The sequence below is a fragment of the Cryobacterium sandaracinum genome (genome assembly GCF_004403415.1).
Lineage (GTDB): Bacteria > Actinomycetota > Actinomycetes > Actinomycetales > Microbacteriaceae > Cryobacterium > Cryobacterium sandaracinum.
In genome coordinates this window covers 92853-118343 of record NZ_SOGO01000007.1, presented here as the reverse complement: position 1 = coordinate 118343, position 25491 = coordinate 92853, and the positions used below count along the sequence as shown (strand labels likewise).

Annotated in this window: 27 protein-coding genes, 1 tRNA gene and 1 pseudogene; 13 read left to right on the top strand and 16 right to left on the bottom strand. The window is 67.5% G+C overall.

What is annotated here, in order from left to right:
* The 4 genes from E3T25_RS01530 to E3T25_RS01515 all read right to left on the bottom strand — a co-directional run bounded on the left by E3T25_RS01530 (nucleotide 1) and on the right by E3T25_RS01515 (nucleotide 3132).
* A complete protein-coding gene (locus E3T25_RS01530; protein WP_134371719.1) occupies nucleotides 1-1164 on the bottom strand; it encodes a globin domain-containing protein in 1164 nt (387 codons plus the stop codon).
* A 71-nt stretch (nucleotides 1165-1235) separates the two neighbouring features.
* Nucleotides 1236-1700 (bottom strand): RrF2 family transcriptional regulator, encoded by a 465-nt coding sequence (locus tag E3T25_RS01525; protein ID WP_104171597.1) that lies wholly within the window; start codon nucleotides 1698-1700, stop codon nucleotides 1236-1238.
* A 22-nt stretch (nucleotides 1701-1722) separates the two neighbouring features.
* Nucleotides 1723-2274 carry a septum formation family protein gene (locus E3T25_RS01520; RefSeq protein WP_104102793.1) on the bottom strand — a complete coding sequence of 184 codons (552 nt, stop codon included), beginning with the start codon at nucleotides 2272-2274 and terminating at the stop codon, nucleotides 1723-1725.
* Between the two features lie 3 nt (nucleotides 2275-2277).
* The gene (locus E3T25_RS01515; protein ID WP_134371717.1) at nucleotides 2278-3132 is read right to left on the bottom strand and encodes an inositol monophosphatase family protein; all 855 of its coding nucleotides are present in this window, start codon (nucleotides 3130-3132) and stop codon (nucleotides 2278-2280) included.
* A 123-nt stretch (nucleotides 3133-3255) separates the two neighbouring features.
* Here E3T25_RS01515 and E3T25_RS01510 point away from each other — a divergent pair.
* The 6 genes and pseudogenes from E3T25_RS01510 to E3T25_RS01485 all read left to right on the top strand — a co-directional run bounded on the left by E3T25_RS01510 (nucleotide 3256) and on the right by E3T25_RS01485 (nucleotide 6136).
* Nucleotides 3256-3331: transfer RNA gene (locus tag E3T25_RS01510), tRNA-Lys, on the top strand.
* 459 nt (nucleotides 3332-3790) lie between these two features.
* A pseudogene (locus E3T25_RS17840) lies at nucleotides 3791-3940 on the top strand (DapH/DapD/GlmU-related protein); the annotation flags it as partial.
* A gap of 128 nt (nucleotides 3941-4068) precedes the next feature.
* Nucleotides 4069-4416, top strand: a complete 348-nt coding sequence (locus E3T25_RS01500) for a hypothetical protein (RefSeq protein WP_134371715.1) — start codon at nucleotides 4069-4071, stop codon at nucleotides 4414-4416.
* A gap of 57 nt (nucleotides 4417-4473) precedes the next feature.
* Nucleotides 4474-5013, top strand: coding sequence for a DUF222 domain-containing protein (locus tag E3T25_RS01495; protein ID WP_134371713.1), 540 nt, complete (start codon nucleotides 4474-4476; stop codon nucleotides 5011-5013).
* Between the two features lie 6 nt (nucleotides 5014-5019).
* Entirely contained in the window at nucleotides 5020-5487 is a 468-nt protein-coding gene (locus E3T25_RS01490) for a hypothetical protein (protein ID WP_134341817.1), read from the top strand.
* A gap of 136 nt (nucleotides 5488-5623) precedes the next feature.
* Complete coding sequence (locus tag E3T25_RS01485; RefSeq protein ID WP_134341816.1) at nucleotides 5624-6136, top strand: mycothiol transferase; 513 nt, start codon at nucleotides 5624-5626, stop codon at nucleotides 6134-6136.
* A 50-nt stretch (nucleotides 6137-6186) separates the two neighbouring features.
* Here E3T25_RS01485 and E3T25_RS01480 read toward each other — a convergent pair whose 3' ends face one another.
* Entirely contained in the window at nucleotides 6187-6891 is a 705-nt protein-coding gene (locus E3T25_RS01480) for a response regulator (RefSeq protein ID WP_134341815.1), read from the bottom strand.
* The gene (locus E3T25_RS01475; protein ID WP_134371711.1) at nucleotides 6884-8560 is read right to left on the bottom strand and encodes a sensor histidine kinase; all 1677 of its coding nucleotides are present in this window, start codon (nucleotides 8558-8560) and stop codon (nucleotides 6884-6886) included. Before E3T25_RS01475 ends, E3T25_RS01480 begins: the two co-directional genes overlap by 8 nt.
* A gap of 148 nt (nucleotides 8561-8708) precedes the next feature.
* Here E3T25_RS01475 and E3T25_RS01470 point away from each other — a divergent pair, with 148 nt between their 5' ends.
* The 4 genes from E3T25_RS01470 to E3T25_RS01455 all read left to right on the top strand — a co-directional run bounded on the left by E3T25_RS01470 (nucleotide 8709) and on the right by E3T25_RS01455 (nucleotide 13599).
* A complete protein-coding gene (locus tag E3T25_RS01470) occupies nucleotides 8709-10088 on the top strand; it encodes a cation:dicarboxylate symporter family transporter (RefSeq protein ID WP_104102820.1) in 1380 nt (459 codons plus the stop codon).
* 383 nt (nucleotides 10089-10471) lie between these two features.
* The gene (locus E3T25_RS01465; protein WP_241980517.1) at nucleotides 10472-11740 is read left to right on the top strand and encodes a quaternary amine ABC transporter ATP-binding protein; all 1269 of its coding nucleotides are present in this window, start codon (nucleotides 10472-10474) and stop codon (nucleotides 11738-11740) included.
* Nucleotides 11737-12624, top strand: a complete 888-nt coding sequence (locus E3T25_RS01460; RefSeq protein WP_104102826.1) for an ABC transporter permease — start codon at nucleotides 11737-11739, stop codon at nucleotides 12622-12624. Before E3T25_RS01465 ends, E3T25_RS01460 begins: the two co-directional genes overlap by 4 nt.
* A gap of 78 nt (nucleotides 12625-12702) precedes the next feature.
* Nucleotides 12703-13599, top strand: coding sequence for a glycine betaine ABC transporter substrate-binding protein (locus tag E3T25_RS01455; RefSeq protein ID WP_104171603.1), 897 nt, complete (start codon nucleotides 12703-12705; stop codon nucleotides 13597-13599).
* 65 nt (nucleotides 13600-13664) lie between these two features.
* Here the strand turns inward: E3T25_RS01455 and E3T25_RS17605 are convergent, their stop codons facing one another.
* The 8 genes from E3T25_RS17605 to E3T25_RS01420 all read right to left on the bottom strand — a co-directional run bounded on the left by E3T25_RS17605 (nucleotide 13665) and on the right by E3T25_RS01420 (nucleotide 18020).
* Entirely contained in the window at nucleotides 13665-13796 is a 132-nt protein-coding gene (locus E3T25_RS17605; RefSeq protein ID WP_255453076.1) for a hypothetical protein, read from the bottom strand.
* Between the two features lie 78 nt (nucleotides 13797-13874).
* Nucleotides 13875-14657, bottom strand: coding sequence for an alpha/beta hydrolase (locus tag E3T25_RS01450; protein ID WP_241980515.1), 783 nt, complete (start codon nucleotides 14655-14657; stop codon nucleotides 13875-13877).
* Nucleotides 14658-14757: 100 nt separating this feature from the next.
* The gene (locus E3T25_RS01445) at nucleotides 14758-15351 is read right to left on the bottom strand and encodes a CbiQ family ECF transporter T component (protein ID WP_104102832.1); all 594 of its coding nucleotides are present in this window, start codon (nucleotides 15349-15351) and stop codon (nucleotides 14758-14760) included.
* A gap of 10 nt (nucleotides 15352-15361) precedes the next feature.
* Nucleotides 15362-16042, bottom strand: a complete 681-nt coding sequence (locus E3T25_RS01440) for an energy-coupling factor ABC transporter ATP-binding protein (RefSeq protein ID WP_104102835.1) — start codon at nucleotides 16040-16042, stop codon at nucleotides 15362-15364.
* On the bottom strand, nucleotides 16039-16698 hold the full coding sequence (locus tag E3T25_RS01435; protein ID WP_134341813.1) for a biotin transporter BioY: 660 nt from the start codon (nucleotides 16696-16698) through the stop codon (nucleotides 16039-16041). The genes E3T25_RS01440 and E3T25_RS01435 overlap by 4 nt, the downstream gene beginning before the upstream one ends.
* Nucleotides 16699-16743: 45 nt before the next feature.
* Nucleotides 16744-17127, bottom strand: coding sequence for a YdeI/OmpD-associated family protein (locus E3T25_RS01430; RefSeq protein ID WP_134371707.1), 384 nt, complete (start codon nucleotides 17125-17127; stop codon nucleotides 16744-16746).
* A gap of 220 nt (nucleotides 17128-17347) precedes the next feature.
* Nucleotides 17348-17740, bottom strand: a complete 393-nt coding sequence (locus E3T25_RS01425; protein ID WP_134371705.1) for a hypothetical protein — start codon at nucleotides 17738-17740, stop codon at nucleotides 17348-17350.
* A 91-nt stretch (nucleotides 17741-17831) separates the two neighbouring features.
* Entirely contained in the window at nucleotides 17832-18020 is a 189-nt protein-coding gene (locus E3T25_RS01420; RefSeq protein ID WP_104195104.1) for a hypothetical protein, read from the bottom strand.
* A 124-nt stretch (nucleotides 18021-18144) separates the two neighbouring features.
* Between E3T25_RS01420 and E3T25_RS01415 the strand changes: the two genes are divergently transcribed.
* The 3 genes from E3T25_RS01415 to E3T25_RS01405 are packed head-to-tail and all read left to right on the top strand — an operon-like array spanning nucleotide 18145 to nucleotide 23563.
* On the top strand, nucleotides 18145-18744 hold the full coding sequence (locus E3T25_RS01415) for a TetR/AcrR family transcriptional regulator (protein ID WP_134371703.1): 600 nt from the start codon (nucleotides 18145-18147) through the stop codon (nucleotides 18742-18744).
* Between the two features lie 5 nt (nucleotides 18745-18749).
* Nucleotides 18750-21650, top strand: coding sequence for an MMPL family transporter (locus tag E3T25_RS01410; protein ID WP_134371701.1), 2901 nt, complete (start codon nucleotides 18750-18752; stop codon nucleotides 21648-21650).
* On the top strand, nucleotides 21647-23563 hold the full coding sequence (locus tag E3T25_RS01405) for a YhgE/Pip family protein (RefSeq protein ID WP_134371699.1): 1917 nt from the start codon (nucleotides 21647-21649) through the stop codon (nucleotides 23561-23563). Before E3T25_RS01410 ends, E3T25_RS01405 begins: the two co-directional genes overlap by 4 nt.
* A 440-nt stretch (nucleotides 23564-24003) precedes the next feature.
* Here E3T25_RS01405 and E3T25_RS01400 read toward each other — a convergent pair whose 3' ends face one another.
* Entirely contained in the window at nucleotides 24004-24780 is a 777-nt protein-coding gene (locus E3T25_RS01400) for a PspA/IM30 family protein (protein WP_134371697.1), read from the bottom strand.
* Complete coding sequence (locus E3T25_RS01395; RefSeq protein ID WP_134371695.1) at nucleotides 24777-25445, bottom strand: hypothetical protein; 669 nt, start codon at nucleotides 25443-25445, stop codon at nucleotides 24777-24779. The genes E3T25_RS01400 and E3T25_RS01395 overlap by 4 nt, the downstream gene beginning before the upstream one ends.
* Between the last annotated feature and the right edge of the window lie 46 nt (nucleotides 25446-25491).

Here is a 25491-nt window from a genome sequence, read left to right as displayed (position 1 = left end):
TCAGACGCCGGCAAGCCAGAGGTCAGGGCCGAAGATCTCGTAGTGGATGCGGTCGGCCGGCACACCGGACTCCAGCGCCTGTGAGCGCAGGCTGCGCATGAACGGGAGCGGACCGCACAGGTACACCGAGGCATCCGTCGGGATCGTCACGTTCTCAAGGGACATGAAGCCCTCGTGGTGGCCCTCGCTCGGGATCTCCAGCCAGAGTTCGAGCTCTGCTGCTTCCAGCAGTGCGATGTCTTCGCTCATCTGGTCGCGCAGCGCCCAGCGTTCGAGGTTGCTCTCGGCATGCAGCACGAGCACCTCGCGCTTCGAGCCGGTGTCCACCAGGGAGCGCAGGATCGATGCGCTGGGCGTGCAGCCGATTCCGGCCGAGGCCAGGATCAGCGGGCCGGTGCCCTGATCTAGGGTGATGTCGCCGCACGGCACGGAGAGGATGAGCGTGTCGCCGACCTGCACATCACGGTGCAGCACGGGGGAGACCTCGCCGTCTGCGTCGAGCTTGGTGGTGAAGACGCGGGTCGTGGCCGTGCCGGCCGACAGCGAGTACTGGCGCACCTGGCGGATGCCGTCGGGCATGGTGGCCGTGACGCTGACGTACTGGCCCGGCAGGGCAGGCGTCACGGGAGTGTCGTCGGCCGGCTCCAGGGTGAATGTGACGGCGTCGGTGCCGGCCGCTTCCTTCTTCACGACGACCCAGGGGGCGAGCGGCTTGTCGCTGGCGAGACCGGCGTAAAGGCCCTTCTCCATCTTGATCAGGGCGTGGGCCATCAGCCAGTAGACCTCGGTCCAGGCGCCGGCGATCTGGGCCGTGATGACGTCGCTGAGTTCTTCGGCGATGGCCTCGAAGAGGTACTTGTAGACGATGTCGTACTGCTCGGGCGCAATGGAGAGGGAGATGTGCTTGTGGGCGATGCGGGAGAGCATGGCCTCCGGCGTGGTGTCGGGGTTCTGCACCAGGTAGGTCGCGAAGACGGCGATACTTCCGGCCAGGGCCTGCTGCTGCGAGCCGTTTTTCTGGTTGGAGCGGCTGAAGAGGCCGTCGAAGAGGTCGGGATGAGCGGTCAGCATCCGGCCGTAAAAGTTCTTCGCGATCTCGGGCATGCGCTCGCCCACCAGGGGCAGAGTCGCTTTGATGAGGGGCAGTGACTGGGTGGATAGCATGCAAACTCCAAGCAATTGAGGGACGTACCCAAAAGTATCATTTCAAATGCTTAATATCGGGTTGTATCCCATTACCCCCGATCGGCGCGGCGCGGCGGCGGGGGTGCCAGCGTGAGGACAACGGGAGCGGGGAAGCCGATATGGGGGAGAGCCGCGATCACAAGGTCGTCGAGTTCGGCGTAGAACGCCTCCCGTGCTCGTCGGAGCCCCCCGCGGAGTCCACAGCCGCCACTGAGCGGACAGTCACCGTGGGGCGTCTCACAGTCGGCGACATCGTCGCGGGTGTCGAGTTGGCGCAGCAGCCAGCCCACGGTGGCCGTTCGCCCGACCGGGCTGATCCTCACTCCGCCGGTACGGCCGCGCAGTGACTCCACGAGTCCCAGCTCGCGGAGTCGCATGACGGCCTTGCTGACATGGCTGTACGGGGTGGCCACCGCCTCGGCGATGACCCGCGAGGTCTGAAGCTCGCCGTCGGGGAGCGTCGCCAGGAACATGAGCGCTCGCAGGGAGACATCCGAGAAGGCATTGATCCTCATGGGTCAACAGTATGGCCGCGGGTCAGCGCGATGCGCCGGCCAGGGTGCCGGTCACGGCGCCGGCCGGGTCGGTGATCAGGCATGAGACGTCGCGGCTGCCCGGGCCGTTCGGGCTGGCCAGGACGTCGGCGTCGGCCCAGCTCTGCGCCGTGGGGGTGAGGTAGGCGAAATCCAGACTCGATGCCCGGTACTCGAGCAGCACGAAGTCCTCGAACAGGGAACCGCAGCCGGTTTCCGCCACTGCGGTCACGGCGTTGTCGCCGGGGAAGGCGTCGCCCGGCACCGGGAACCGGGCGAATACCTCGAACTCGTGGCTCTCGTCGCATGAAACCCGCGGAACGATCGATGCGTTCACGTCCAGTCCCTCCGAAACCTCACGCAGGCAGTCTCCGACGAGAAGGTCGGCCACAGCGGTGACCTCTCCGAGAGCGGATGCCGGCACGGCAGCCACGTTGCGGACCGGCGTCGGCAGCATGTCGCCGATCACGCTGCAGCCGGTGAGGCTGGCGGTCAGGACGCTGGCCGCAGCGATCAGCAGGGTCAGGGTTCCGGGGTGCGTGCGCGGCGGGATCATCGGTTAGCGGGTCGGCGCGCTCGGGGACGCGGGTGCATCCGTGGTGGTGGTCGCTGAGCCGAGGGCCCGCAGAGCCGGCTCGTGCAGCAGGCCGTTGGTGGCCAGAGCGCTGCCGTGCCAGGGGCCGGGCCGGCCGTCGGCGGAGGAGAACCGGCCGCCGGCCTCCTGCACGATCGGGGCCAGGGCCGCGAGATCGTAGGGCTGCAGATCGTATTCCGCGACGATGTCGAGCAGACCCTCGGCGAGGAGCATGTACGACCACATGTCGCCGTAGGCGCGGGTGCGCCAGACCTGGCGGGACAGTGTGATCAGCTCGTCGAGGTGCCCGGTCTGGTCCCACTGCTGGATGCTGTTGTAGCTGAGCGAGGCGTCGGCGAGCTTGGTCACGCCGGACACGGCCAGGCGCACGGGGTCGGCGCCGGGTGTGCGCTCGTCGGTCATCCAGGCGCCGCCGCCGGTGCGCGCCCACCAGCGCTTGCCGAGGGCTGGGGAGCTCGCCATCCCCACCACCGGATCGCCATCGACGGCGAGGGCGATCAGGGTGCCCCAGATCGGGATGCCGCGCAGGAAACCGGCTGTGCCGTCGATCGGATCGATGATCCATTGCCGCACGCTGGTGCCCTCGGTGCCGAATTCCTCACCGAGGATGCCGTCGACCGGGCGCCGCTCGGCCAGGGCGGTCCGGATCGCGCGCTCCACGGCCTGGTCGGCATCCGTCACCGGGGTGCGGTCGGGTTTGGTCGTCACGACGAGGTCCATCGCGGTGAACCGGTCGCGCGAGATCGCGTCGGCCAGATCGGCGAGCTCGGTCGCGAGCTGGAGGTCGTCATCGAGGGAGTACTTCTGGGGCTGGGTCACAGACCAAGACTAGTAATTTTGGCGCGACTCTCCGGTTTGTACCGCGATTGGCGCCGAAGGTAATCGTGCTGTTAGTATCTAGAGTCGGTTCGGGTCACCCTGGGTCGGAGAGTAGAGAAACACGCACCTCTAGCTCAATTGGCAGAGCAACTGACTCTTAATCAGTGGGTTCCCGGTTCAAGTCCGGGGGGGTGCACCATCAGAAAAAGGCCAGGCTCGCTCCAAACGAGGCTTGGCCTTTTCTGTACCCGGTAGCCTGATATCCAGTCAACAGCACCTTCATCGTCAGGCGGAAAAAATCAGAGCTGCACGAGCCACCAAAGACAGACCCCACGCGGTGCGAATCTGGCACGACATCATCGTTAATTGGCTCCTGGCTACACCGCTGATCGTCAATGGAGCGCATCGGTCTCGGCTGCTCCACCTCGCCGGAATGAACGTCAGAAGTTCCAGAGTGCTGAAGGGGGTCACCTTTGGCTCCAGAATGGTCGTTCTAAAACCCGGCGCGTTCGTGAATGAGGGCTGCTACTTCGACGGAAATGAGCGTGTGGTCATCGGGCGCGCGGCTGTGGCCCAGGGCGTCCGCTTCGTCACAAGTACGCATGAGATCGGACCCAGCGAGTTCCGAGTCGGCCCACTGGTAACCAAGCCGATCCATGTCGGCGACGGCGCGTGGATCGGTGCTTTCGCCACAATCCTGCCCGGTGTCACGATCGGCAACGGGGCAATCGTGGCTGCCGGAAGTGTAGTGACCAAGGACGTCGAGCCCAACACCGTCCATGGTGGCGTGCCGGCTCGTCTGATCAGGTCGCTGGAGGGCTAGCCGACCGGAAGAGGGTGGAGTGGCCGCGCAGGCCTCGAACATGACTTCTAGAAACTTCCATATATAAGTGACAGACTCTCAACTCTGTATGTCATGTTTGCTAGTTTCGAAACATGACAACCACCGCGGATGACCTCAGGCAGGCAACGGATGCCGTCGCCTTCCTCGGTTCCGTTTTCGCCGAAAATAAGGCCCTCGCCGATGCTGAGGTGCTGGCCGGTCAGAGGCCGATCGCGGCCGCTCGCCGCCTCCTCGACACCCGTTCGGCGCGGATGGCGGCGACCATCGCCCGGCGTTCGCGGCTGGAACCGGGCCACTCCGGTCTGGCCGCGCAGCAGGGGTTCCTCTCGCCTCAGGCGTTGATCCAGAAGGTGACCGGCTCGACGAAGAACGACGCGTTCAAGCTCGTCGCGGTCGGCTCGATGATGGCCGACGCCGCGGCGGCGGAGAAGCTCGTCTAAGCCGTCCTGAAGTCGCGCGATTCGGATGCCGCCGCGGTCGCGGCGTTCGTCGAGAAGGTGTCGTGGCAGGCGCCGATCGCCCGGGCAGTCACCGCGGGAATGCTCTCGGTCGATGCGGCCGAGTCGATCCGTTCCGGTCTCGGCCAGATCGACGACGTGGTCACCGCCGAGAAGCTTCGTGCGGCCCCCGATTCTCTCCTCGCCGTGGCCTCAACTCTGAACGCGGACCACGTCTTCAAACTCGCGAGACGAATGCGCGACCGCCTCGACGAAGCCGGCATTGCCGCTCGGGAGAAGCAGGCCTACGACGACCGGTTCCTGAAGGTGTACCGGCTGGGAAACGGCAAGGTGCGCCTGAATGGGCTCTTCGCTCCCGAAGACGGCGAATTCGTGCTCTCCGTCTTCGATTCGGTCACCGACCCTCGCCGCGGAGGCGTGCGTTTCGTCGACAAGGAGAAGGCGGCGTGGGCGAAACGCCTGCAGGATGACTCGCGCAGCACGGATCAGATCGCCGCGGATGCCTTCGTGCAGCTGCTGAAGATCGCCGGTGAGGCCGACCAGGGGCGGGTGTTCGGTGGCCGCCGCCCGTCGGTTTGAGTGATCGTGGCCGGAACGGCCCTCGAAACGGGTCAGGCGGGTCAGGCAGGGCAGATCGAGGGAAACCCGGTCCCGATCTCGCAGGACACCATCGACCGGCTCCTCTGCGACACCGGAACCCGCGGCATCCAGTTCAGTGAATCCGGCGACATCATCAACGTCGGCCGCGACGAACGCCTCTTCACCGAAGCCCAGCGGGCCGCAATGGGCGTTCGCGACGGCGGATGCCGCTGGGTCGACTGCGACAAATCACCAGCCTGGAGCGAGGCCCACCACATTAACGAATGGGTGAAAGACAACGGCTATACCGACCCCGCCGACGGGGTACTGCTCTGCCACCCGCACCACCTGCTGTTGCATAATCAGCACTGGAGCATCATCCGCACCGGTAACGACTACTGGCTCCGGCCGCCGGTCGGAGTCGACCCCGAACAAACCCTGATCGCACTCCCGAGCAAACGGGCGCAACCGTAATCCAGCTGCTGGGCGGTGGGCCTCGACAGGCTCGACCACCGCCAGGTAGCAAGCCGGGGCTACTCTGGCTCCGACGCGGGACACATCGGGGCCACCAACCGAGGCACTGACGAGGCACTCGGCGTAAGGAGAACCGATGCTGTCGAGCTACCTGATCGCCGAGGCCTACGCACGTGTCCGGAGCATCGTGCATGTCGTGCTCGTGGATGCCGACGAAGAGCTGCTGACCTTCCGGCCCGACCCGGAGGCGAACAGCATCGCGTGGTTGATCTGGCACCTGACCCGGGTGCAGGATGACCACCTGGCCGAGCTGATGAACGAGGACCAGCTCTGGGACAGCGCCGGCTGGGCCGACAGGTTCGCGTTTCCCTTCGCGCGGGCGGCCACCGGCTACGGCCAAACCGCCGAGGAGGTTGGGCAGGTGCGCGCCGGCGCATCCGTTCTGGCCGGCTATCTCGACGCGGTGCACGCCCGCACCATCGCCTGGCTGCCCACTCTCACCACGGCAGATTTCTCCCGGGTCGTCGACACCCGCTGGACCCCGCCGGTCACACTCGCGGTGCGCCTGGTCAGCGTGCTCTCCGACGACCTGCAGCACGCCGGCCAGGCCGCCTGCGTGCGCGGCCTGGCGGAGCGCGCCGGCCGCTGAGAGAGCCACGCCAGGAGTGCTCACCGCGCGGCCGTGACTGCACGTGCGCGCTACAGCCGCTTCCAGACGTATTCGTTCTCTGGCCGCCCCGGCGTGCCGTAGCGCGGCGACCGCTCGAGTGAGCCGGTGTCGGCCAGATGCTCAAGGTAGCGCCGGGCGGTCACCCGAGAAATGCCGAGCTGCTCCATGACCTCGCTGGAGGAGACCGGAACGGTCTGCAGCTTCAGGAACTCGATCACCGCGCCCAGGGTGCCCTCGGACAGACCCTTCGGCCGCGGCAGCTCGGTGGGCGTGCGCAGGCTCGCGAACGCCAGGTCCACGTCGGTCTGGCTGGTCATCGCGGACAGGCCGCCCAGCTGAAGCCGAAAGTCCCGATACTGCACCAGCTTCTGCGCGAAGGTCGAATAGGTGAACGGCTTGATCAGGTATTGAACAATGCCGGCCGCCACGGCGCCGCGCACGATGTGCAGTTCGCGCACCGCCGTGATGGCGATGATGTCCGTGGTCAGGCCGGCCGCGCGCATCCGTCGGCTCACGTCGAGGCCGTGCAGGTCGGGCAGGGTCATATCCATCAGCACCAGATCGATGGGCTGCCCGGCGGTGACGGCCGTAGCCAGGGCGCGCAGGGCGGAATGGCCGTCGCCGACGGTGCCCGCGTGCACGAAACCGGTCAGACGCCCGAGGTAGGCGGCGTGCGCCTCGGCCGCAATGGCTTCGTCTTCGACGACGAGCACCCGGATGTCCCGGTCAGTCATGCAATCCGCCCATCGTCGCCTCGAGGTCGGGTTCGATGCCCGCAGCGGGCTCCTCCGGCTGCCGGGGGAGGGTGACCGTGAACACGGCCCCCTCGCGGCGGGTGATGCTGAGGCTGCCGCCGAGCCGGTTGACCGTCTGCCGCACCAACGCCAGTCCGAGGCCGCGGCCGAAACTGCCGGGCTCCTTGGTGCTGTAACCGCGGCGGAGGATGTCGGTCACGGCGTCCGGGTCGACGCCGGGCCCGGTGTCGGCCACCTCGATCGCCACCGACGAGGGCGTGGAGCCGACCGAGAGGTGCACCCGGCGGGGTGCCTCGCCGCCGGCGGCCGCGTCGAGTGCGTTATCGACCAGGTTGCCCACGACCGTGACCAGGTCCTGCGCCGTCAGGCCGGAATCGGCGAGGGTTCCGGCCGCCTCAACCGTGAGCAGCACGCCCAGCTCGCTGGCTTGGGCGAACTTGCCCATCAGCAGGGCGCTGAGCACCGGTTCGTCCACCGAGTCGAGCATGTCATCGGTGAGTTGCTGGCTGAGCTCCAGGTCTTTGGTGGCGAAATCGAGGGCCTCGGCGCCGCGCCCGAGTTCCATCAGGGACACGATGGTGTGAAGCCGGTTGGCGTGCTCATGGGTCTGGGCGTGCAGGGCATCCGAGAGGGTGCGCATCGACCGGAGCTCGCTGCCCATCGATTGCAGGTCGGTGTGGTCGCGGATGGTCGCAACCCAGCCCATCGGCGCGGGTTTGGTGCGGCCGCTGCCCGGTTTCAGTGCCGGCAGCTGGCTGACGACCAGCACGCGCGTGTCGGTGACGTGGATCTCGTCGGTGGCGGGGCGGCCGCTCTTCAGTAGCTCGGCGAGCGCCGGGGGAAGGTCGAGACGGTCAAGGCTCTGCGTGGCGGCGGAGGATGCTCGGCCCTCAGTCGGTGAGCGCGGCGGCAGGCCCAGCAGCCGGGCAGCCTGATCGTTGTAGAGCACGACCTCGCCCGTGAGAGTGACGAGTACGAGACCCTCCCGCACCGAATGCAGCACCGAGTCGTAGTAGACGAAGAGCTGGGCGAGCTGCTCCGGTCCCCAGCCGAGCGTGACCCGGCTCAGATAGCGACCGAGCAGCCAGGCGGCGAGGGTGCCCGTGGCTAGCAGCATCAGGGCCACCCCCAGCACGGCCGGCAGCCGCGCGCTCAGCGCGATGGAGAGGTTGCTCGTCTTCACCCCCGCAGCCACCAGGCCCTGAACGGCTCCCTGCTCGTCGGTGATCGGAACGACGGCCCGCACCGAGGGTCCGAGCGTGCCCGTGGTCACCTCGGTGAACGGTTCCCCGGCCAGGGCGGGCGTGACGGTACCGATGTAGGGGCGGCCGATCTCCAACTCGGTCGGGTGGGTCCAGCGGGTGCGGTCGGGCGCCATGATCGTGATGAAGTCGAGGGTGGCGTCGGCGGTGACCCGCTCGGCGTACGGCTGGAGCACCGCGCTGGGATCGGCTGAGCGGCTGGCCTCCAGTACGAGCGGGTTGTCGGCGATGGCGCTGGCGACGGACAGCATCCGTTCCTCGGCGGCGACGAAGCCACGGTCGCGGGCGTCCACGAAGGCCGCGGTGCCCGCGAACACGGTTATCGCCATGATGACCAGGGCGTTCGCCAGGAACAGGCGGCGCGCAATGCTCCAGCCTTGCCCCATCGCATCCTTCTTCCATTTGCGCGACCGTGACCAATATGACCGCAACAGTGACGCGGGCGCCTCGGTCGTCCAGTCTGAAACACACCACGGATGGTCCGGGCGCACCAGCGCTTCACCCCAGCCTAGTTACTAGACAAAGGAGTCTTTTATGGCATCACTGCCTCGCGCTCGCGCTGCACAGCCCGCGAAGAAGTTTGACAAGTCCCACTACCTGTACATGGCGGTCATCGTCGCGGTGATCCTCGGCGTCATCGTCGGCCTGCTCTTCGGCGGCACAGGCGGATTCGCCGTCTCGCTCAAACCGCTCGGGGACATCTTCATCGCCCTGATCAAGATGATGATCTCGCCGATCATCTTCTGCACGATCATCCTCGGCATCGGGTCCATCGCGAAGGCCGCCACGGTCGGCAAGATCGGCGGACTGGCCCTCGGCTACTTCCTGACCATGTCCACCTTCGCCCTGGCGATCGGCCTCGTCGTGGGCAACGTGATCAAGCCCGGCTCAGGGCTTGATCTCACCGCGACCACCTTCGTGCCGCCGGAAGCCGCCGAATCGGACTTCTTCCTCGGCATCATCCCGACCACACTGTTCTCCGCACTGACCGCCGGCAACATCCTGCAGACCCTGCTGGTGGCCCTCATCGCCGGCTTCGCGCTGCAGAAGATGGGAGCCGCCGGCAAGCCGATCCTCGAGGGCATCGCGCACGTGCAGGCCCTGGTCTTTCGCATCCTGATCATGGTCATGTGGCTCGCGCCGATCGGCGCCTTCGGTGCGATCGCCGCCGTCGTCGGTGCCACCGGCTTCCAGGCCGTTATCAGCCTCTTCACCCTGATGGGCGCCTTCTACCTGACCTGTGTGCTCTTCATCGTCGTCATCCTCGGCGGGTTGCTCAAGATCGTCACCGGCATCAGCATCTTCAAGCTGATGCGTTATCTCGGCCGAGAGTACCTGCTGATCTTCTCGACCTCCTCTTCCGAGGCGGCGCTGCCGCGCCTGATCGCCAAGATGGAGCACCTCGGCGTCTCCAAGCCGGTCGTGGGCGTCACGGTTCCCACCGGATACTCCTTCAACCTCGACGGCACCGCGATCTACCTGACCATGGCGTCGCTCTTCATCGCCACGGCCATGGGTCAGCCGCTCGCCCTGGGCGAGCAGATTGGGCTCCTCGCCTTCATGATCATCGCCTCCAAGGGTGCCGCGGGAGTGTCCGGTGCCGGGATCGCGACCCTGGCCGCCGGCTTGCAGGCCCACGCCCCGCAGCTGCTTGAAGGAGTCGGCTTCATCGTGGGCATCGACCGCTTCATGTCCGAGGCCCGCGCGCTCACGAACTTTACCGGCAACGCCGTCGCCACCGTGCTGATCGGATCCTGGACCAAGGAGATCGATCGTGCCCAGGTCGACCGGGTGCTCGACCGTCACGAGCCGTTCGACGAGACCACGATGATCGCCCACCACGGTGCGCCCAGCGCCGCCGAAACGGCCGCCGCGACCGAGAAGTCCGCGCAGATCGCGGCGCTCAAGGCCTGAGTCCGTTCCGGGTCGTCGAACGCGACCCGGCACGGATGGTCCGCGGCGACTGTCTCGCGGCCTGCGGTAGGGCCGGTTCTCCCCGCTACCCGAAACCGTCGAAATCGCTGCTTCTGCGACGCAAATACCCCCGTGTTAGGATTACTGCTGGTCTTACGACCCTTCACCAGGACGCGAATGTACAGCCACGGCCCCATCGGTACGGCGCTTCGTATGGTGAGGCCATGACGGATGCGATCCCCATGATCGCCCCAGCCCACGCTTTCCATCGCGTCGAGGCCGGTCACGGCCTACCCGTCCGACACAGCGTGCATCCGTTCCGTCGGCCGTGATTCGGCCCCGCCCGGCGTGCACCGGGAGAATCCGTGACCGAAACTATTGCCGTGAAGGCAGATCGACTGTACAAAGCGTTCGGGCGTCGTCCGCACGAGCTCGTCAAGAAGCTGACCGCGGGAGCCAGCCGCGATGAGGTGTCCTCGCTGGGCACCGCCGCCGTTATCGACGCCTCATTCGAGGTTCACCGCGGCGAAATCTTCGTGGTGATGGGGTTGTCCGGTTCGGGCAAATCCACCCTGATCCGCATGCTCAACGGGCTACTGGACGCCACCTCTGGCAGCGTGACGGTGGCCGGCCAGGCCATCACCGGCATCTCCGCCGCCGCGCTGCGCGAGGTGCGCCGCACCAATATTTCCATGGTGTTCCAGCACTTTGCCCTGCTACCGCATCGCACCGTGATCGACAACGTCGCCTACGGACTCGAGGTGCAGGGCACGGGCCGCGAGGAGCGGCTCGCCAAGGCGCGCACCATCATCCGCCTCGTCGGGCTCGACGGCTGGGCCGACAGCCTGCCGTCCGAGCTTTCCGGCGGAATGCAGCAGCGAGTCGGCCTCGGCCGGGCTCTCGCCGCCGACACCGACGTCCTCCTGATGGATGAGGCGTTCTCGGCCCTTGACCCGCTGATCCGCCGCGAAATGCAGGAGCAGTTGATCGAGCTGCAGGCCGAGCTCGGCAAAACCATCATCTTCATCACCCACGATCTCAACGAGGCCATGTTCCTCGGCGACCGCATCGCGGTCATGCGCGATGGTCGCATCGTTCAGATCGGCACCCCCGAGGAGATCCTGACCGACCCGGCGAACGACTACGTCGCTCAGTTCGTGCAGGATGTCGACCGCGCCCGGGTGCTGACCGCGGCCAGCGTGATGGAGCCCGTGCGCTCCGTGGTCACGATCACCGGCGGTCCCCGAGCTGCGCTCCGCACCATGCGCGACCTGCAGACCTCCGCCACCTTCGTGCTCAACCGCGACCGCACCTTCGCCGGTGTGGTGCGCGATCGCGACGTGCTGGGGCAGGTCAAGGCCGGCGAGACCGATCTGCGCGCGATAGTGCGCACGGATGCGATCTCCGTCAACCCGGACACCCCGCTGGTCGACCTGGTCGAACCCTCGGTCGGCAGTGATCTGGCCATCGCCGTGGTCGATGAGAAGAACCGTCTGCTCGGCGTCATCCCGCGGGTGACCCTGCTGGCCGCGCTCGGCAACGTGAGCACGAATACGGGGGACGTGCCCGTGATCGAGCCCGCAGCCACGATTTCCATCAGCGTGATCACCGAAACCCTCCGCGACACCGCTCTGGAAGGAGCCGACCTGTGAACGACTTCCGACTTCCTCTGGGCACCCTCGTGGAGGGGTTCATCGACTGGATCACCGACACGTTCGGGTTCTTATTCGACTTCATCCGGGCCGTCTTCGACGGTGCCTACGAACTGGTCGACTTCCTCCTGGTGGCGCCGCCCTTCTGGGTGATCATCGTGCTCTCGGCGGGGCTGGCCCTGGCCACCCGCGGTTGGAAATTCATGGTCGGTACCGTCCTCGGTCTGATCGTCGTCGTCGGCGTCGACCAGTGGGAGAACGCCATGGACACCCTCGCACTGGTGCTGGTCGCCAGCGTGCTCGCGATCGCCCTCAGCCTGCCGCTCGGCATCCTGGCGGCGAAGTCCGCGGTGGCGTCCAACATCATCCGGCCGATTCTCGACTTCATGCAAACCATGCCGGCCTTCGTGTACCTGATTCCCGCGCTGATTCTGTTCCGCGTGGGCGTCGTGCCCGGAATCGTGGCCACCATCATCTTCGCGATGGCCCCGGGAGTCCGCCTCACCGAGCTGGGCATCCGCGGAGTCGACCGAGAAGTGGTTGAGGCCGGGCAGGCCTTCGGCGCCTCGCCCTGGCGCATCCTCCGGCAGATCCAGCTTCCGCTGGCGATGCCGACGATCATGGCGGGTATCAACCAGGTCATCATGCTCTCCCTGTCGATGGTCGTCATCGCCGGTATGGTCGGTGCCGGGGGGCTGGGAGCGGATGTCGTCGCCAGCCTGAACCGCATCGATGTCGCACTCGGTTTCGAAGCCGGCCTCGCCGTGGTGATCCTCGCCATCTTCCTTGACCGCCTGACCGCCGCACTCGGCACCGGCGACACCCCGCTCGGTCGAATCATGTCGGCCCGCAAGCGCCGCGCCCAGCAAGCCCTGGCCGCCTGAGCCAGTGCGCCGCGCACACGACCTCCTGATTTCTGATTCTGCCCCGGTCGCCCACCAGGCGACACGAAAGGAAACAATATGAAAAACCGATCACTGTCCCTCATCGCCCTCGGAGCCGTTGGGCTCCTCGCACTCAGCGGCTGCGCCTCGGCCGAGGCCGCCGTCGTCGGCGACGGGAACAAGGACCAGAAAGACATCACCATCGCCGTGTTCAACGGCTGGGATGAAGGCGTCGCGGTCTCCGAACTGTGGAAGGCCATCCTCGACGAGAAGGGCTACAACGCGGAGTTGGAATACGCCGACGTTGCCCCCGTCTACTCGGGTCTCTCCACCGGAGACTACGACATCAACATGGATGTCTGGATGCCACAGACCCACGCGTCCTACGTGAAGGAGTACGGCGATGACATCGTCGACCTCGGCGCATGGAACGAGGAATCCCGCCTGACCATCGCCGTCAACAAGGATGCCCCCATCGATTCCCTCGACGAGCTGGCCAGGAACGCCGACAAGTTCGGCAACCGCATCGTCGGAATCGAACCCGGAGCCGGCCTGACCAAGGCCACCACTGAGAAGGTCATCCCGGCCTACGGCCTCGACGACATGGAATACCTGACCTCATCGACCGCAGCCATGCTCACCGAGCTGACCGCGGCCACCAAGGCCGGCGAGAACATCGTCGTCACCCTCTGGGAGCCGCACTGGGCCTACGGTTCGCTGCCGATCAAGACCCTCGAGGACCCCAAGGGAACCCTGAAGAACACCGAGTCGCTCCACAGCTACGCCAAGTCCGACTTCGCCGAGGACTTTCCGCAGGCCACCGAGTGGATCAAGGGCTTCGACATGGACCTCGACAAGCTGTACTCGCTTGAGAAGGCCATGTTCGTCGACTACGACGGCAAGGACTACGAGCCGATCGTGGCGAAGTGGATCTCCGAGAACCAGGAGTACGTAGACTCTCTGACCACCACTTAACACAGAACACAACACGAGAGCGGCAGGAGAGGCCCGGTCAAGGATACCCGGGCCTTTCTTGCACCTCAGCGGGGCAGCACGGATGTGCGCCCCCGGGTGTCGAAGGCGGCCGACCGCGCCCCGCAGGGTGCCGGGGCGACGCTGGCAGTGGTTGCCCTGGTTTTGGAGGTCGAATCGAAGATGACCAGGGTGCTCACGCCGTGCTCCAACGATCGGGTTCGTCAGGTGCCGGCCGCTTCAGTGCATCGCAACCGCGGACCGGGGAAGGTTGCCGACTACGGGGTTGTCTGTGTCAGGAACTCAGTGAGCTCGCGGGTGATTTCGGCGGCAACGGCATCCGTTGACATGGTGGCAACACCGTCGCCGTTCTCGGCGCCGTAGTCGCCGAACCGCGCATGGTTGGCGCCTTCGATTTCGACGAAACGGGTGTCGGGCACAAGTAGATCTGCGCTGTCGGCGATCTTCTCCGGGGTGCTGAGGCCGTCGGCGCTCCCGCTGAGGCTGAGGGCCCGCAGATCGGTGCGCTCCGGCGCGGCCGCGCAGTAGCTGCCGAACAGCACCAGCCCTGCCACCGCGGGATCGTCCGCCAGCATGCAGGCTCGCACGCCGCCGATCGAGTGGCCGCCCACGAACCAGGTGGAGACGTCGGGGACGGCGTCGGTGAAGGTGGACAACGTCCGGCGGTCGAAGATGGCGAGGTTGAGCACCGGCTTGGTGATCACAACGGTCACCCCGGTGTCTTCGACCGTGCCCGCCAGCTTGTCGAGGTAGGCATAGGGGTCAACCCGGGCACCGGGAACGAAGACCAAGCCGATGTCGCCGGCGTCGTCGGCGGGCGCGAGGACGACCGACGTGGGGGTGTCGGTGACGGTCACGTTCGGGTTGGCGAAGACCTCGTCCGCCGCGGCCCGATCGGCCACGCGCACAGTGTTCACCCAGGCAAGGAACACGATCACGACGAGTACGAACGCGGTCAGGGTCCACCAGCCACCGGCCCGGATGCCGCGCCGCAGCCGTCCTCGTCGACGTGCCTCGGTCATGCAGCCGGGCTGGATCATCGCGCTCCGCTCCTCGCCTGTCCGGTCGGGGTGAGACCGGAAACCGCTGGTGGTCTCAACCTAGCCGCAACCGACCTGCCGGGGCCGAACCGCTCCGGCCTCAGTCGTCGAGACCGCGGGCGGCCAGAGCCTCACCGATCGCATCCGCGGCATAGAGCGAGCGCACGACCACCGGCACGGCCAGGGCGAGCAGCGAACCCTGGGTGCCGCGCGCCCGACGGGCCTCGATCACCTCGGACACGATCTCGGTGACGAGCGGGATGCACCGCAGGGTGAGGGCGAGGAGGAGGCCGACCCGGTCGGCGTCGACCCAGCGACGGAACGGTCGCAGAAGCTTCTGAAAGCCCTCAAGCACGGCCGTGACCGTGGTCGTCACGGTGAACAGCGCCGCCAGCGCCACGGCGATCAGTAGCCGCCCGGCCATCAGGCCGGCCGTGGTCCAGCCGGCGAACAGCGCCTGGACTGGAACGGCGATCACCAAAATCCACAGGATCGGGCCGATCTGCTGCCACGCCGCGCCCAGCGGCACCCGCGCCACCAGGAACAGTGCGGCGACCCCGAGAAGGCAGGCGCCCAGCTGCCAGAGCTCGCCGAGCGAGCCGACGAGCAGCACGGCGAGCGAGAGAAGCACGAGCTTGAGCAGCATCGGCGCGCGGTGGATCAGCGAGTGGCCGGGGTGATAGAGCCCGATCATGCCGGCCCGATCATGCCAGCAGCTCCCGGTACGCGCCGAGCGCGGCATCCGGTGCACCGTCGGCGACCACCCGGCCGTCCTCGATCACAATCACGCGGTCGAAGGCGGCGAGCAGGTCCAGCTGGTGGGTGACCACGATGACCTGCTGGCTCAGGCCGAGCAGAAGTTCGGTGATGCGCCGGGCATTGCGTGCGTCGAGCAGCGTGGTCGGCTCGTCGGCGACCACGATCTCAGGCTCCGCCACGAGCACGGCCGCCAGCGCGAGCAACTGCTTTTGGCCGCCGGACAGCCGGTGCGCCGGATGGTCGGCGTGCTGGTCGAGCCCGAAGCGCTCGAGCGCCGCCCGCGTGCGGGTCGAGATCTCGAGCGGGGTCAGCCCGCGGCGGCGCAGGGTGAAGGCGACGTCTTCGGCCACGGTGGGCATCACGATCTGATTGTCCGGGTTGGTGAAGATGAAGCCGACCTGCCGGCGCACCGCCTTGGCGTTCCGGGCCACGTCGAGGCCGCCGACGCTCACGATTCCGGTGTCGGGCTTGATCAATCCGTTGATCAGGCGCACGAGGGTGGACTTTCCCGACCCGTTCGCACCGACGATGCCGATGCGCTGTTCGGTGAGGGTCAGACGGATGTCCCGCAGCACCATCCGTTCACCGAACGCATGCGAGACGCTGTCGAAGTCGATCCTGCTCATGATGCGGGCGTGACTGCTCCGGCGGTGACGTCGGCGGCCTCGGGCGCGGGAGCGGCGCTGCGGCGCGGCGGGATCAGACCCGGGTAGGCCCTGTGAACCTGGCGGGCCACCAGTACGGTCACGACCACCTTGATCAGGTCGCCGGGCAGAAACTTCGCGGCGTCGACAAGAGCAACCCAGAGCGGCAGGCCCAGGTTGATCGCGGTGACGGGCACGCCGATCAGGTAGACCACGACGATACCGCCGAGGGTGGTGGCGCCGAGCGCCGCCCAGAGCCGGTAGCGGGGGAGGAGCAGGCCGGTCAAGTAGCCGATGACCAGGGCGCCGAGCAGCCAGCCGTAGAGGTAGCCGGCGGAGGGTGAGGTGGTGAACCAGACGATGCCGCCGCGCCCGCCAGACAGCAGCGGGAGGCCGGCTGCGGCGAGGGCGAGCAGGAGGAGCACGGCGAAGAAGCCCTTGCGCGCCCCGAGGATCGCCCCGGCCAGCATCACCCCGAGGGTCTGGAAGGTGATCGGCACGGCCACCGCCCCAATACTCAGGGCGCCGGGCAGTCCGAGTGCGGCGATCAGGGCGGCGAAGATGGCGATCTGCGACAGGTCGCGCACGCTCATGATGCGGGGTGTCGGGGTGCGGGCGATGAGGGGGCTGGAAGTCATGATCTTCAATCTAGAATTCCGCGGCAGCGCGAGTCTGAAGAAGACCTACAAAGAATGCGGCGGAACTCTATACGGGCGCGTCCGGCAAGCTCCCGACGCAGGGGTGTCTCGGGGTTTCTGCCGGTAGAGCGTTTCCCCGCATTCGAGCATGCCGATGTAGGTCGCAATCTTCGCGGCGCGAGCCTCGGGCTGCTTCGTACCGTCGAGGCGGAACAGGATCGCGAAACGGTTCTGGGACGTGAGCGCCGGGAAGAACCCGGCGGGACGCATCCACCCCTCCGCGATGAGGGTGAGGGCTGAGTCCCGGTTGAGCTGTGACCACACGCTGCGGGCTCGGCGGGGAGTGAAGGCCTGCGACAAGTAACCGTCGAGAGAGTTCACTTGCCCGTCGATCCAGCCGCAGCACAACGCGATCTCGAGCGCCTGCATGGGTGGTCTCCGGTGCCGCGGGGCGTTTCTTCCGCAGCTGCAAACGGATGCGCTCGTCCGACGGAGTACTGCTGTGCCATGCTCACCCTTTGCTCCTGCACAACAAGCACTGGACGATCATCCGCACCGGAACTCAGTGCCGACTGCGGTCACCGATGCAGGTTGACCCGGAGTGGACAATAATCGCGTTGCCGAGCGAGCAAACAAGCGGGGCCGAGGGTCAGGCGACGAGGCGGGCGTTGTTCGTCGAAGCAGCGGCGGAGAAGCGCGGAAGGGTGGCCGTCGGCGCCCGCTCCGGTTCGGCCCAAACGGAGATCGGGGCGGGAATGAAGGGGAGCGCGGTGGGCTCGGCGGTGACCTCGCCGCGCAGAATGGCGGTCTCGGTGCGGAGCACGGAGGCCAGGGACGAGGCAATCTGGTTCGCCTTCAGATCGTGGAAGATCACGTCGGTGTCGTCACTGCTGCGGGGAATTAGAGTCCACTGGCCTTGGGCGCCGACGAGACGAGCGATTTGGGTGTGCAGGAGCTCGAATATCTGAGCGTCGCTGAGCTCGGGAACGGGCGGGGGGATGACCGGTGCGACCGGTGCGACGCGACGTCGTCGACCAAACATCGGGAGCCCCTTTCGGCTAACGTGCCCGTGAACTCTTCAGTTTGCCGTGCGGCGCGCTACGGCCCGCGCTGACACGCCGACAGCGGAGGACTTAGTCTTCGATTCGGCGATCGTCGGCATCCTGGATGACGGTTCCGATGGCGACGGCGGCGCTGAGCAGCCAGCCGACCCACATCAGCGCCAGGCGCCAGTCGCGCGGACCGGTGCGGGTGGCGCTCAGAATGTTCCAACCGCCGGCGAGCACGCCGATGATGGCACTGCTGAAAATGAACTTTCGCATGGAGACCTCCGCGTCTAACGCTACCCGGAAGTTGCCCGGCTGCACGTTTCCCGACAATCTGACCGATCGGACAAGCTCTGACCGATCGGTCAGGTACCGTGATCGGGTGACTCCAGAGCCCGTTATGCCCCAGCCCCCACACAACCGCCAGAGCACCAGCGCAGAACTGCGCGCGACAGCGCTGGAGCAGTTCGCCTCGGTCGGGTTCGCCGGCACCTCGCTGCAGCAGATCGCCGACGCGGCCGGGTACTCCAAATCGAGCGTGCTCTACCACTTCGCCTCCAAGGAAGCGCTCCTCGACGAGGTGCTCACCCCGGCGGTGAACCGGCTGGAGGCCATTCTCGAACGGTTCCTCGCCACCGAGGAGAGCGCCCTGACCCGGAGCCGGTTCGTGAACGACTTCATCGACTTCATCCTCGAATTCCGCCTCGAGCTGCACACCTTCATCAACCAGTCTCAGTCGCTGCGCGGCATCCCCGTGATCGACCGGGCAGGAGTGGTGATCGTGCGCCTCTCCGACACGCTGTGCCACGGCGATGCGAGTACGGAGGACCGCATCCGCTTCGGTATCGCCCTCGGCGGCGCCGCCTACACCCTGGTGGCCGGTATGACGTTCCTCGGGGAGGAGATAACCCCGGTGGAAGAGGTCCGACCGGCTCTCCTGACCGTCATCACCGAGCTGCTTGCCCCTGTCACCGTTCGCACCGCCCCGTCCCGGAAGTAGCACCCATGGCAACCCTGCTCTATCGAATCGGCCACTTCGCCTACCAGCGTGCGGGCCTGGTGCTCGGCATCTGGGCCATCCTGCTGGTCGGGATCCTCGGCTCCGGGGTGGCCCTCGGTGGCCAGACCCAGGAGTCGTACGCGATTCCCGGCACGGAATCACAGGACACCATCGACAAGCTCGGCGAGGTGTTCCCCCAGGCGGCCGGCGCCGCGGTACAGGTTGTCTACACGGCCCCGGACGGGGCATTCGTCACCGACGAGCCTTACCGCACGGCCATCGTCGACATGGCGGCCGAACTCGCGGACGTGCCCGGCGTCGACTCGGTGCTGACGCCCTATGACGAATATGCGTCGGGCGCGATCTCCGACGACTCGGAGAGTGCGTTCAGCCAGGTTCAGTTGTCCGGCTTATCAACCGACGTCACCGCGGAAACTCTCGACGACGTGACCGCGACGCGGGATATCGCCGAGCAGGCCGGCCTCGAGGTAGCCTTCGGCGGCCAGGTTTTCCAGGACAACACCTTTGGCATCACCATCTCCGAGGTTCTCGGCCTGATCTTCGCGGGCGTGGTGCTGGTGATCACCTTCGGTTCGCTCGTATCCGCCGGGATGCCGCTGCTGATGGCCCTGATCGGCGTCGGCGTCGCCATCGGCGGCATCACCGTGATTTCCGCATTCGTGCCAGTCTCGAGCACGGCCCCCATGCTCGCCCTGATGCTCGGACTCGCCGTAGGCATCGACTACGTGCTCTTCATCCTGTCGCGGCATCGCACGCAGCTCGCCAACGGGGTCGAACCACACGATTCGGCCGCCTCGGCCGTGGCCACCGCCGGCAGCGCCGTCGTCTTCGCCGGGATCACCGTGATCATCGCCCTGCTCGGGCTGCTCGTGGTCGGCATCCCGTTCCTCAGCGTGATGGGGCTGGGCGCCGCCTTGGCCGTGCTGGTCTCCATCTTCGTGGCGGTCACGCTCCTCCCCGCCGTTCTCGGCCTCGCCAAGGGGCGCCTCACTCCCAAGACAGGCAGCCGCGCGCACCACCGGGCCACCCGTCCAGACACCGGCCGGCCCACCCTCGGCCACCGCTGGGTCAACCTCGTGCTCAGGGCGCCGGTCGTGGCCGTGCTCCTCGTGGTGGGCGTGCTCGGCACGCTGGCGATCCCGGCCCTCAGCCTCGACCTGAACCTGCCTGACGGGGCGTCCGAGCCGGCCGGTTCGACGCAGCGTGAGGCGTTCACCATGCTCGAGGAGGGCTTCGGTCCGGGCTACAACGGTCCGCTCATCGTCGTCGTCGACATCACCCAGACGACGGATATCTTCGGTGACCTCGACACCATCGGCGCGGCCCTGCGCACCCTGCCCGGCGTGGCCTTCGTCGGCAAGGGCACTCCGAACCCGACCGTCGACACCGCCATCATCCAGGTCATGCCGGACAGCGCGCCGAACGCGCCCGAGACCAAGGCGCTCGTGCAGGCCATCCGCGATCTGGCACCATCGATCGACGACGACTTGCGCACCCCCATCGCCGTGACCGGCGCGACCGCCGTGTCGATCGACATCTCCAACCGCCTCAGCAACGCGCTCGTGCCGTTCGCCCTGATCGTGGTGGGGCTCTCGATCATCCTGCTGACCATGGTGTTCCGGTCGATCTTCGTGCCGATCAAAGCGGCCCTCGGGTTCCTGCTCTCGGTGGCCGCATCGATCGGCGCGACCGTGGCGATCTTCCAGTGGGGCTGGTTCTCCGAGCTGCTCGGGGTGGAAACCCCCGGGCCGATCCTAAGCTTCCTGCCCATCCTGCTGATGGCCGTGCTCTTCGGTCTGGCCATGGACTACGAGGTGTTCCTCGTCTCTGGCATGCGGGAGGAGTTCGTGAAGACTGGCCTGGCCCGCGAATCCATCGTGCACGGGTTCTCCCACGCTGCCCGCGTGGTCACGGCCGCCGCCCTGATCATGTTCTTCGTCTTCTTTGCCTTCGTGCCCGAGGGCACCGGGGCGATCAAGGGCATCGCGTTCGCCCTCGCCGTCGGAGTCTTCCTCGACGCGTTCCTGGTGCGGATGACATTGGTCCCGGCCGCGATGGCCCTCGCCGGCGATGCCGCCTGGTGGCTGCCACGCTGGCTCTCCCGCATTCTGCCCAACGTCGACATCGAGGGTGAGGGTCTGCGCCGGCACCTGGCCGACAAGGAATGGGCCATCAGCCAGCCGCACGCCATCACGGCCGAGGGAGCCGTCTTCGGGCTGCCGGAGAGCCCCTTCGGGCCGCTGGACCTCACCATCGACGCCGGCGCGGTGGTGGTACTGACCGGCTCCGCCACCCACCGCCGCGTCGTCGCCGCCACCCTGGCCGGCCGGCTCGACCCGGTGTTCGGCCGCCTCCAGGTCATGGGCTTTCCGCTGCCGTCCGAGCGCAGCCGCGCCCTCTGCGCGGTGGCGCTCGCCGACGTGGGCGACAGCCGCGACAATGGGCTCACCGTGGGGGAGTTGCTGGCCGAACGGCTGGACCTGGCGCATCCGTGGTACCGCGCCGCTTCGCGCCGTTCGCTTCTCGCGGGGTGGATCGCGCGTCTGAACGGTGCGCTCGGCACCCCGTCGAGCGGCCGGGACGCCGGCCCGATCGTGGCCGGCACGACGGTATCGTCCCTCTCCGCCCTGGGCCGTGCCGCGGTGCACGTGACCGCGGCGCTCATCGAGACCCCGGGAGTTGTCATCGTCGACCTCGGCGAGGGACTGCCCGTCGACCCGGCGGGGCGGGACCTCGTGCAGGTGCTGGCGATCCTCGCCCCGGCCTCGACCGCCCTCATCGTCGGTGCCGCCTCCTTCCCCGAGGCGATCGCGGTCTACCGCGGGGCCCGCCCGCTGCAGACCCTCGAACTCGGTTCCCGTGACCGAAAGGCCCTGCAGCGATGAGCACCAGGCTTGAGAAACTGTTCAGCCGCACGCCCGGGCAGCGCCGAGGGGCCCTCGGGGCCCTGCTGGCGGGCCTGATCGTGGTGCCGCTGGCGGTTGCCGGACTCTTCGCCGGGGCCCTCGCCACCGCCGATCAGCGCGTGGACACGCTGCCGGCGATCGTCGTCAACAACGACGAGATCGTCACCACCACCCTGCCCGACGGCACCGAGCAGCCGGTGCTCGCCGGCCGCCTGCTCGTGACCGAACTCACCAAGCCTTCCGATGAGGGGTCCGAGGCCACCGGGTTCGACTGGACCATCTCCAACTCCGTGGATGCCGCGGCGGCCCTGGCCTCCGGCGACGCCTACGCGGTGCTCACGATCCCGAAGGACTTCTCGGCGTCGGTGACCTCGCTGGGCGGGGCGGCTCCCACCCAGGCCGACCTGGGCATCCGCACGGATGACGCGCACTCGTTCCTGGCCGGATCGGTGGCCCAGTCGGTGGGCACCGCCATGTCGGGCGTCTTCGGCCGCGAGATCACCTCGCAGTACCTCAACGGGCTGTACACCAACCTGGCTGTGCTGGGCGAGTCCCTCACGCAGGCGGCGGATGGCGCCGCGCAGGTTTCGACCGGGGTCACCGGCGTGGCCACCGGACTCGATTCGCTGGCCGGCGGCACGGCCGCCGCGGCATCCGGGGCCTCGTCCGCCGCGACCGGCGCCGCCAGCTTCTCCTCCGGCGTGGCCGAGTACACCCAGGGCGTCACCGGACTGAGCGACGGCCTGACCCGGCTGAGCACGGGCGCGGCCGGGCTGGCTCCGCTCGCGACCGGCCTACCGGCCTACGCGGCCGGGGTGCAGTCCAACGCCGACGGTTTCAGGCAGCTGAACGCGGCCATGCAGAGCGACCCGCGGGTCGCCGACTACGCGCCGGCCCTGCTGCAGCTCCAGGGCGGATTCGACGCCCTCGCCGCGCAGAGCACCGGCATCGGCCAGGTTGGTCCGGGCCTCGAAGGCGTGCTCGATGGGGTGTCTCAGAGCGCCAACGGTGCGAGCCTGCTCTCCGCCGGCGGCAGCGACCTCCGCGGCGGTGCCAGCGACCTCGCCACCGGCGTTGCCGGCATCGCCACCGGCCTCTCGCAGCTGGCCACCGGAACAACGGATGCCGCGGCGGGCGCCCGCCTGCTCGAATCGGGCGCGGTCGAACTCGCCAGCGGGCTGCAGGACGGCGCGGACAGCGCGGCCCTTCTCACCGACACCGACCCGGTGACGACGGCGGCGGTCGTCTCCGAACCGGTCGGCATCACCGCGGAGCGCGACAACGCCTTCGCGTCGATCGGCCCGGTCATCGGCATGGTCTTTGTGCCGATCGGCCTGTGGATCGGTGCCCTGGCGATCTTCCTGGTGATGCAGCCGCTGTCCGCGCTCGCGCTCGCGTCGACCGCGTCGACCGGCAACCTCGTGGCCCGCAGCCTCGGCCGTGCGTTCGGAATCGCCGCAGCGCAGGCCGTGGTCGTGGTGTTGTTGCTGCACAGCACGCTCGGCGTCTCGTGGTCGATCCTGCCGTCGACCCTGGCCTTCGCGGTGTTCCTCGCCTTCGTGTTCGCGGCGGTGCACCACTTCCTCACGGCGGCGTTCGGCCGGGTCGGAATCGTGGTCTCCCTGGTACTGCTCGCGCTGCAGCTCACCGCGGTGGGTGGGCTCTACCCGATTGAGCTGGTGTCGGCGCCGTTCCAGATGATCAGCCCGTTCCTGCCGCTCACCTGGGCGGTGCGGGGCATGCAGGCCATTGTCTCCGGGGGAGGCGGCAGCGCCGGCGGGCCCGCGGCCATCCTGCTGATCTTCGCACTGGTGAGCGTTCTGGCCTCGTATTGGACCGTCGCCAGCCGGCGCGGCGCCCGCTCGTTCGGCCTGGCGCAGGCCCGCAGCTGATTCGGGGTATCTGTTCCCGGAGGGAACGTGTGCCCGCCCGCGTGAGGTTGCGCCCCGTGCGCCGCACGAATTCGCCGGAGATTTTGGCTCACCCGAGCAACCGTGGTTCAGGTTCAGGTTCAGGCGAGCTTGCGTGTGGGGCTGACTCAGGACATCCGTCGCCCAAATTCTCCAGTCGGCGCGGACCAGTGCGGAACAGGTGCGGATACCCGGCTCGGCCCGGCCGGATCTCCTGAGGTGGCCACACCTCCCGCCTGATGCGCCGAAGTGCCTGTGCGGTTCGGGCGTGCACCTCGCGCTTTGTTCTGCCCCGCAGCCCGAACGAATTCGACGGAGATTTTGCCAAGCCAGGTCCAGGATGCCCCGGAAAGTAGCGTTTCCGCCAAAATCTCCGTCGAATTGGTTCGACGACCTGGCTCAGAGTTGGTCGACGACCAGGATCAGGGGAGAGACGGGCCCTGGCCGATACTCAACCAGGCGTCGGTTCCTCCGCGAGCGTTCGGGCCAGGGCCTCGGTTCGTGGCGCGGGCCTCCTTCATCGCTTGAAGCTGGCGGTCGACAGCCGCTCTGGTCGCCCCAGCCGAGAGCTGCCGTTCGAGGTCCGCGTCGAGCGGGGCCGTGACATCGTTCAGAGCGCCGCTGGAGAGCAGCTCGTCGGTGGCGGCGGCGCGGGCCTGCATCTGGGTGACCCGGTCCTTGGCCCGGTCGAGGTCGGCACCGACCGTGCCCAGTTGCGAGCCGATGCCGGACGCGGCCTCGTTGGCCTTGACCCGAGCCTCGGAGGCAGCGTAGGTGGCCTTGATGGTCTCCTTCTCCGTGCGGAAGGCGGCGACCCGTTCGGCGAGGCGTCGTTCGTTGTCCTGCAGTTGCGCCTGCTGCTGCGCCAAAACGAGGTACTGGTCACGGATGGCTGCCACCTGGCCCTCGAGGAGCGACCGGCGTTCCAGCGCCGTGCGGGCCAGATCTTCCCGGCCCTGGTTCAGGGCCTCCTGGGCCTGGTCGGCCAGCCGCTGGTAGCGGCCGCCCATGTCCTGCCCCTGCAACTCAATTCGCTTCTTTGCCGTTGCGACCTCGGCCAGCCCCAGGCGCACCTGCTGGAGCGACTTCACCTGCTGCTCGTAGCTGTCGTCGAGGGCCTCGCGGGGGTCTTCGATCCGGGTCAGGGCCTGGTTTGACTTGCTGCGGAGGATGACGCGCAGCCGCGAGGTGAGGCTCATGATTCAGTCCTTCTGTTGAAAGTATTCATGGGCAGGGGCCGGCGCGGATCGGAGAACCCGTCGTTGCCGTTATGGGAGTGGCCGTCGAGGGAGCAGCCGTTGAGCGAGCGGCCGTTGAGGGAGCGCAACTCATCGACCCCAGCCCGGAGCGCGGCCACCTCGCGGTCGACCTCGGACCGAAGGGCCGTGAGGGTGTCATCGGTGAGCTCTCCGAGACCGGCAGCGACGGCCGAGCGCAGCCGGCGCACCAACCCGGCCACTTGGTCGACACGGCGGCCGGCCACCGACAGCGCCTCGGCGAGCACGACAGGATCGGCCTCGCTCGTCAGTAGCCGCAGCTGCGATTGCAGCGTGACGCTTTCGCCCTGAATGCGACGGAAAAGTCGCGGAAGCTCGCCGAGCGGGCCCTGGCTGCTCCGGGCCAGGTCGACGGCTGCCTGACCACTGTCGAGAGATTCCTTCAGCCGCAACTGCAGCTTCAGAACCTCGTGTTGCGGGCCCCGACTCAGGATGGTGCGAGAACGCAACACCGCGCCGGTCAGCCTGCGGCTACGGCGAATGCGCCGGTACAGCCTCCGCACCAGAACGAAGAACGAGACGAAGACAACGAGGCTGATGGTCGCGAGTGAGATCGACACCCAGCTCAGCAGTGAATTCAGGTCCATGGGTCCGCCTCTTTCAAACAGTCAGCCGGGGTCGCGCCACACCCGG

Bases quoted from the DNA above. Each gene is read 5' to 3' on its own strand.
- E3T25_RS01530 (WP_134371719.1), bottom strand. From the start codon at position 1,164: ATGCTATCCACCCAGTCACTGCCCCTCATCAAAGCGACTCTGCCCCTG.
- E3T25_RS01525 (WP_104171597.1), bottom strand. From the start codon at position 1,700: ATGAGGATCAATGCCTTCTCGGATGTCTCCCTGCGAGCGCTCATGTTC.
- E3T25_RS01520 (WP_104102793.1), bottom strand. From the start codon at position 2,274: ATGATCCCGCCGCGCACGCACCCCGGAACCCTGACCCTGCTGATCGCT.
- E3T25_RS01500 (WP_134371715.1), top strand. From the start codon at position 4,069: ATGACAACCACCGCGGATGACCTCAGGCAGGCAACGGATGCCGTCGCC.
- E3T25_RS01485 (WP_134341816.1), top strand. From the start codon at position 5,624: ATGCTGTCGAGCTACCTGATCGCCGAGGCCTACGCACGTGTCCGGAGC.
- E3T25_RS01480 (WP_134341815.1), bottom strand. From the start codon at position 6,891: ATGACTGACCGGGACATCCGGGTGCTCGTCGTCGAAGACGAAGCCATT.
- E3T25_RS01475 (WP_134371711.1), bottom strand. From the start codon at position 8,560: ATGGGGCAAGGCTGGAGCATTGCGCGCCGCCTGTTCCTGGCGAACGCC.
- E3T25_RS01470 (WP_104102820.1), top strand. From the start codon at position 8,709: ATGGCATCACTGCCTCGCGCTCGCGCTGCACAGCCCGCGAAGAAGTTT.
- E3T25_RS01455 (WP_104171603.1), top strand. From the start codon at position 12,703: ATGAAAAACCGATCACTGTCCCTCATCGCCCTCGGAGCCGTTGGGCTC.
- E3T25_RS01450 (WP_241980515.1), bottom strand. From the start codon at position 14,657: ATGATCCAGCCCGGCTGCATGACCGAGGCACGTCGACGAGGACGGCTG.
- E3T25_RS01445 (WP_104102832.1), bottom strand. From the start codon at position 15,351: ATGATCGGGCTCTATCACCCCGGCCACTCGCTGATCCACCGCGCGCCG.
- E3T25_RS01440 (WP_104102835.1), bottom strand. From the start codon at position 16,042: ATGAGCAGGATCGACTTCGACAGCGTCTCGCATGCGTTCGGTGAACGG.
- E3T25_RS01435 (WP_134341813.1), bottom strand. From the start codon at position 16,698: ATGACTTCCAGCCCCCTCATCGCCCGCACCCCGACACCCCGCATCATG.
- E3T25_RS01430 (WP_134371707.1), bottom strand. From the start codon at position 17,127: ATGCAGGCGCTCGAGATCGCGTTGTGCTGCGGCTGGATCGACGGGCAA.
- E3T25_RS01425 (WP_134371705.1), bottom strand. From the start codon at position 17,740: ATGTTTGGTCGACGACGTCGCGTCGCACCGGTCGCACCGGTCATCCCC.
- E3T25_RS01420 (WP_104195104.1), bottom strand. From the start codon at position 18,020: ATGCGAAAGTTCATTTTCAGCAGTGCCATCATCGGCGTGCTCGCCGGC.
- E3T25_RS01415 (WP_134371703.1), top strand. From the start codon at position 18,145: ATGCCCCAGCCCCCACACAACCGCCAGAGCACCAGCGCAGAACTGCGC.
- E3T25_RS01410 (WP_134371701.1), top strand. From the start codon at position 18,750: ATGGCAACCCTGCTCTATCGAATCGGCCACTTCGCCTACCAGCGTGCG.
- E3T25_RS01405 (WP_134371699.1), top strand. From the start codon at position 21,647: ATGAGCACCAGGCTTGAGAAACTGTTCAGCCGCACGCCCGGGCAGCGC.
- E3T25_RS01400 (WP_134371697.1), bottom strand. From the start codon at position 24,780: ATGAGCCTCACCTCGCGGCTGCGCGTCATCCTCCGCAGCAAGTCAAAC.
- E3T25_RS01395 (WP_134371695.1), bottom strand. From the start codon at position 25,445: ATGGACCTGAATTCACTGCTGAGCTGGGTGTCGATCTCACTCGCGACC.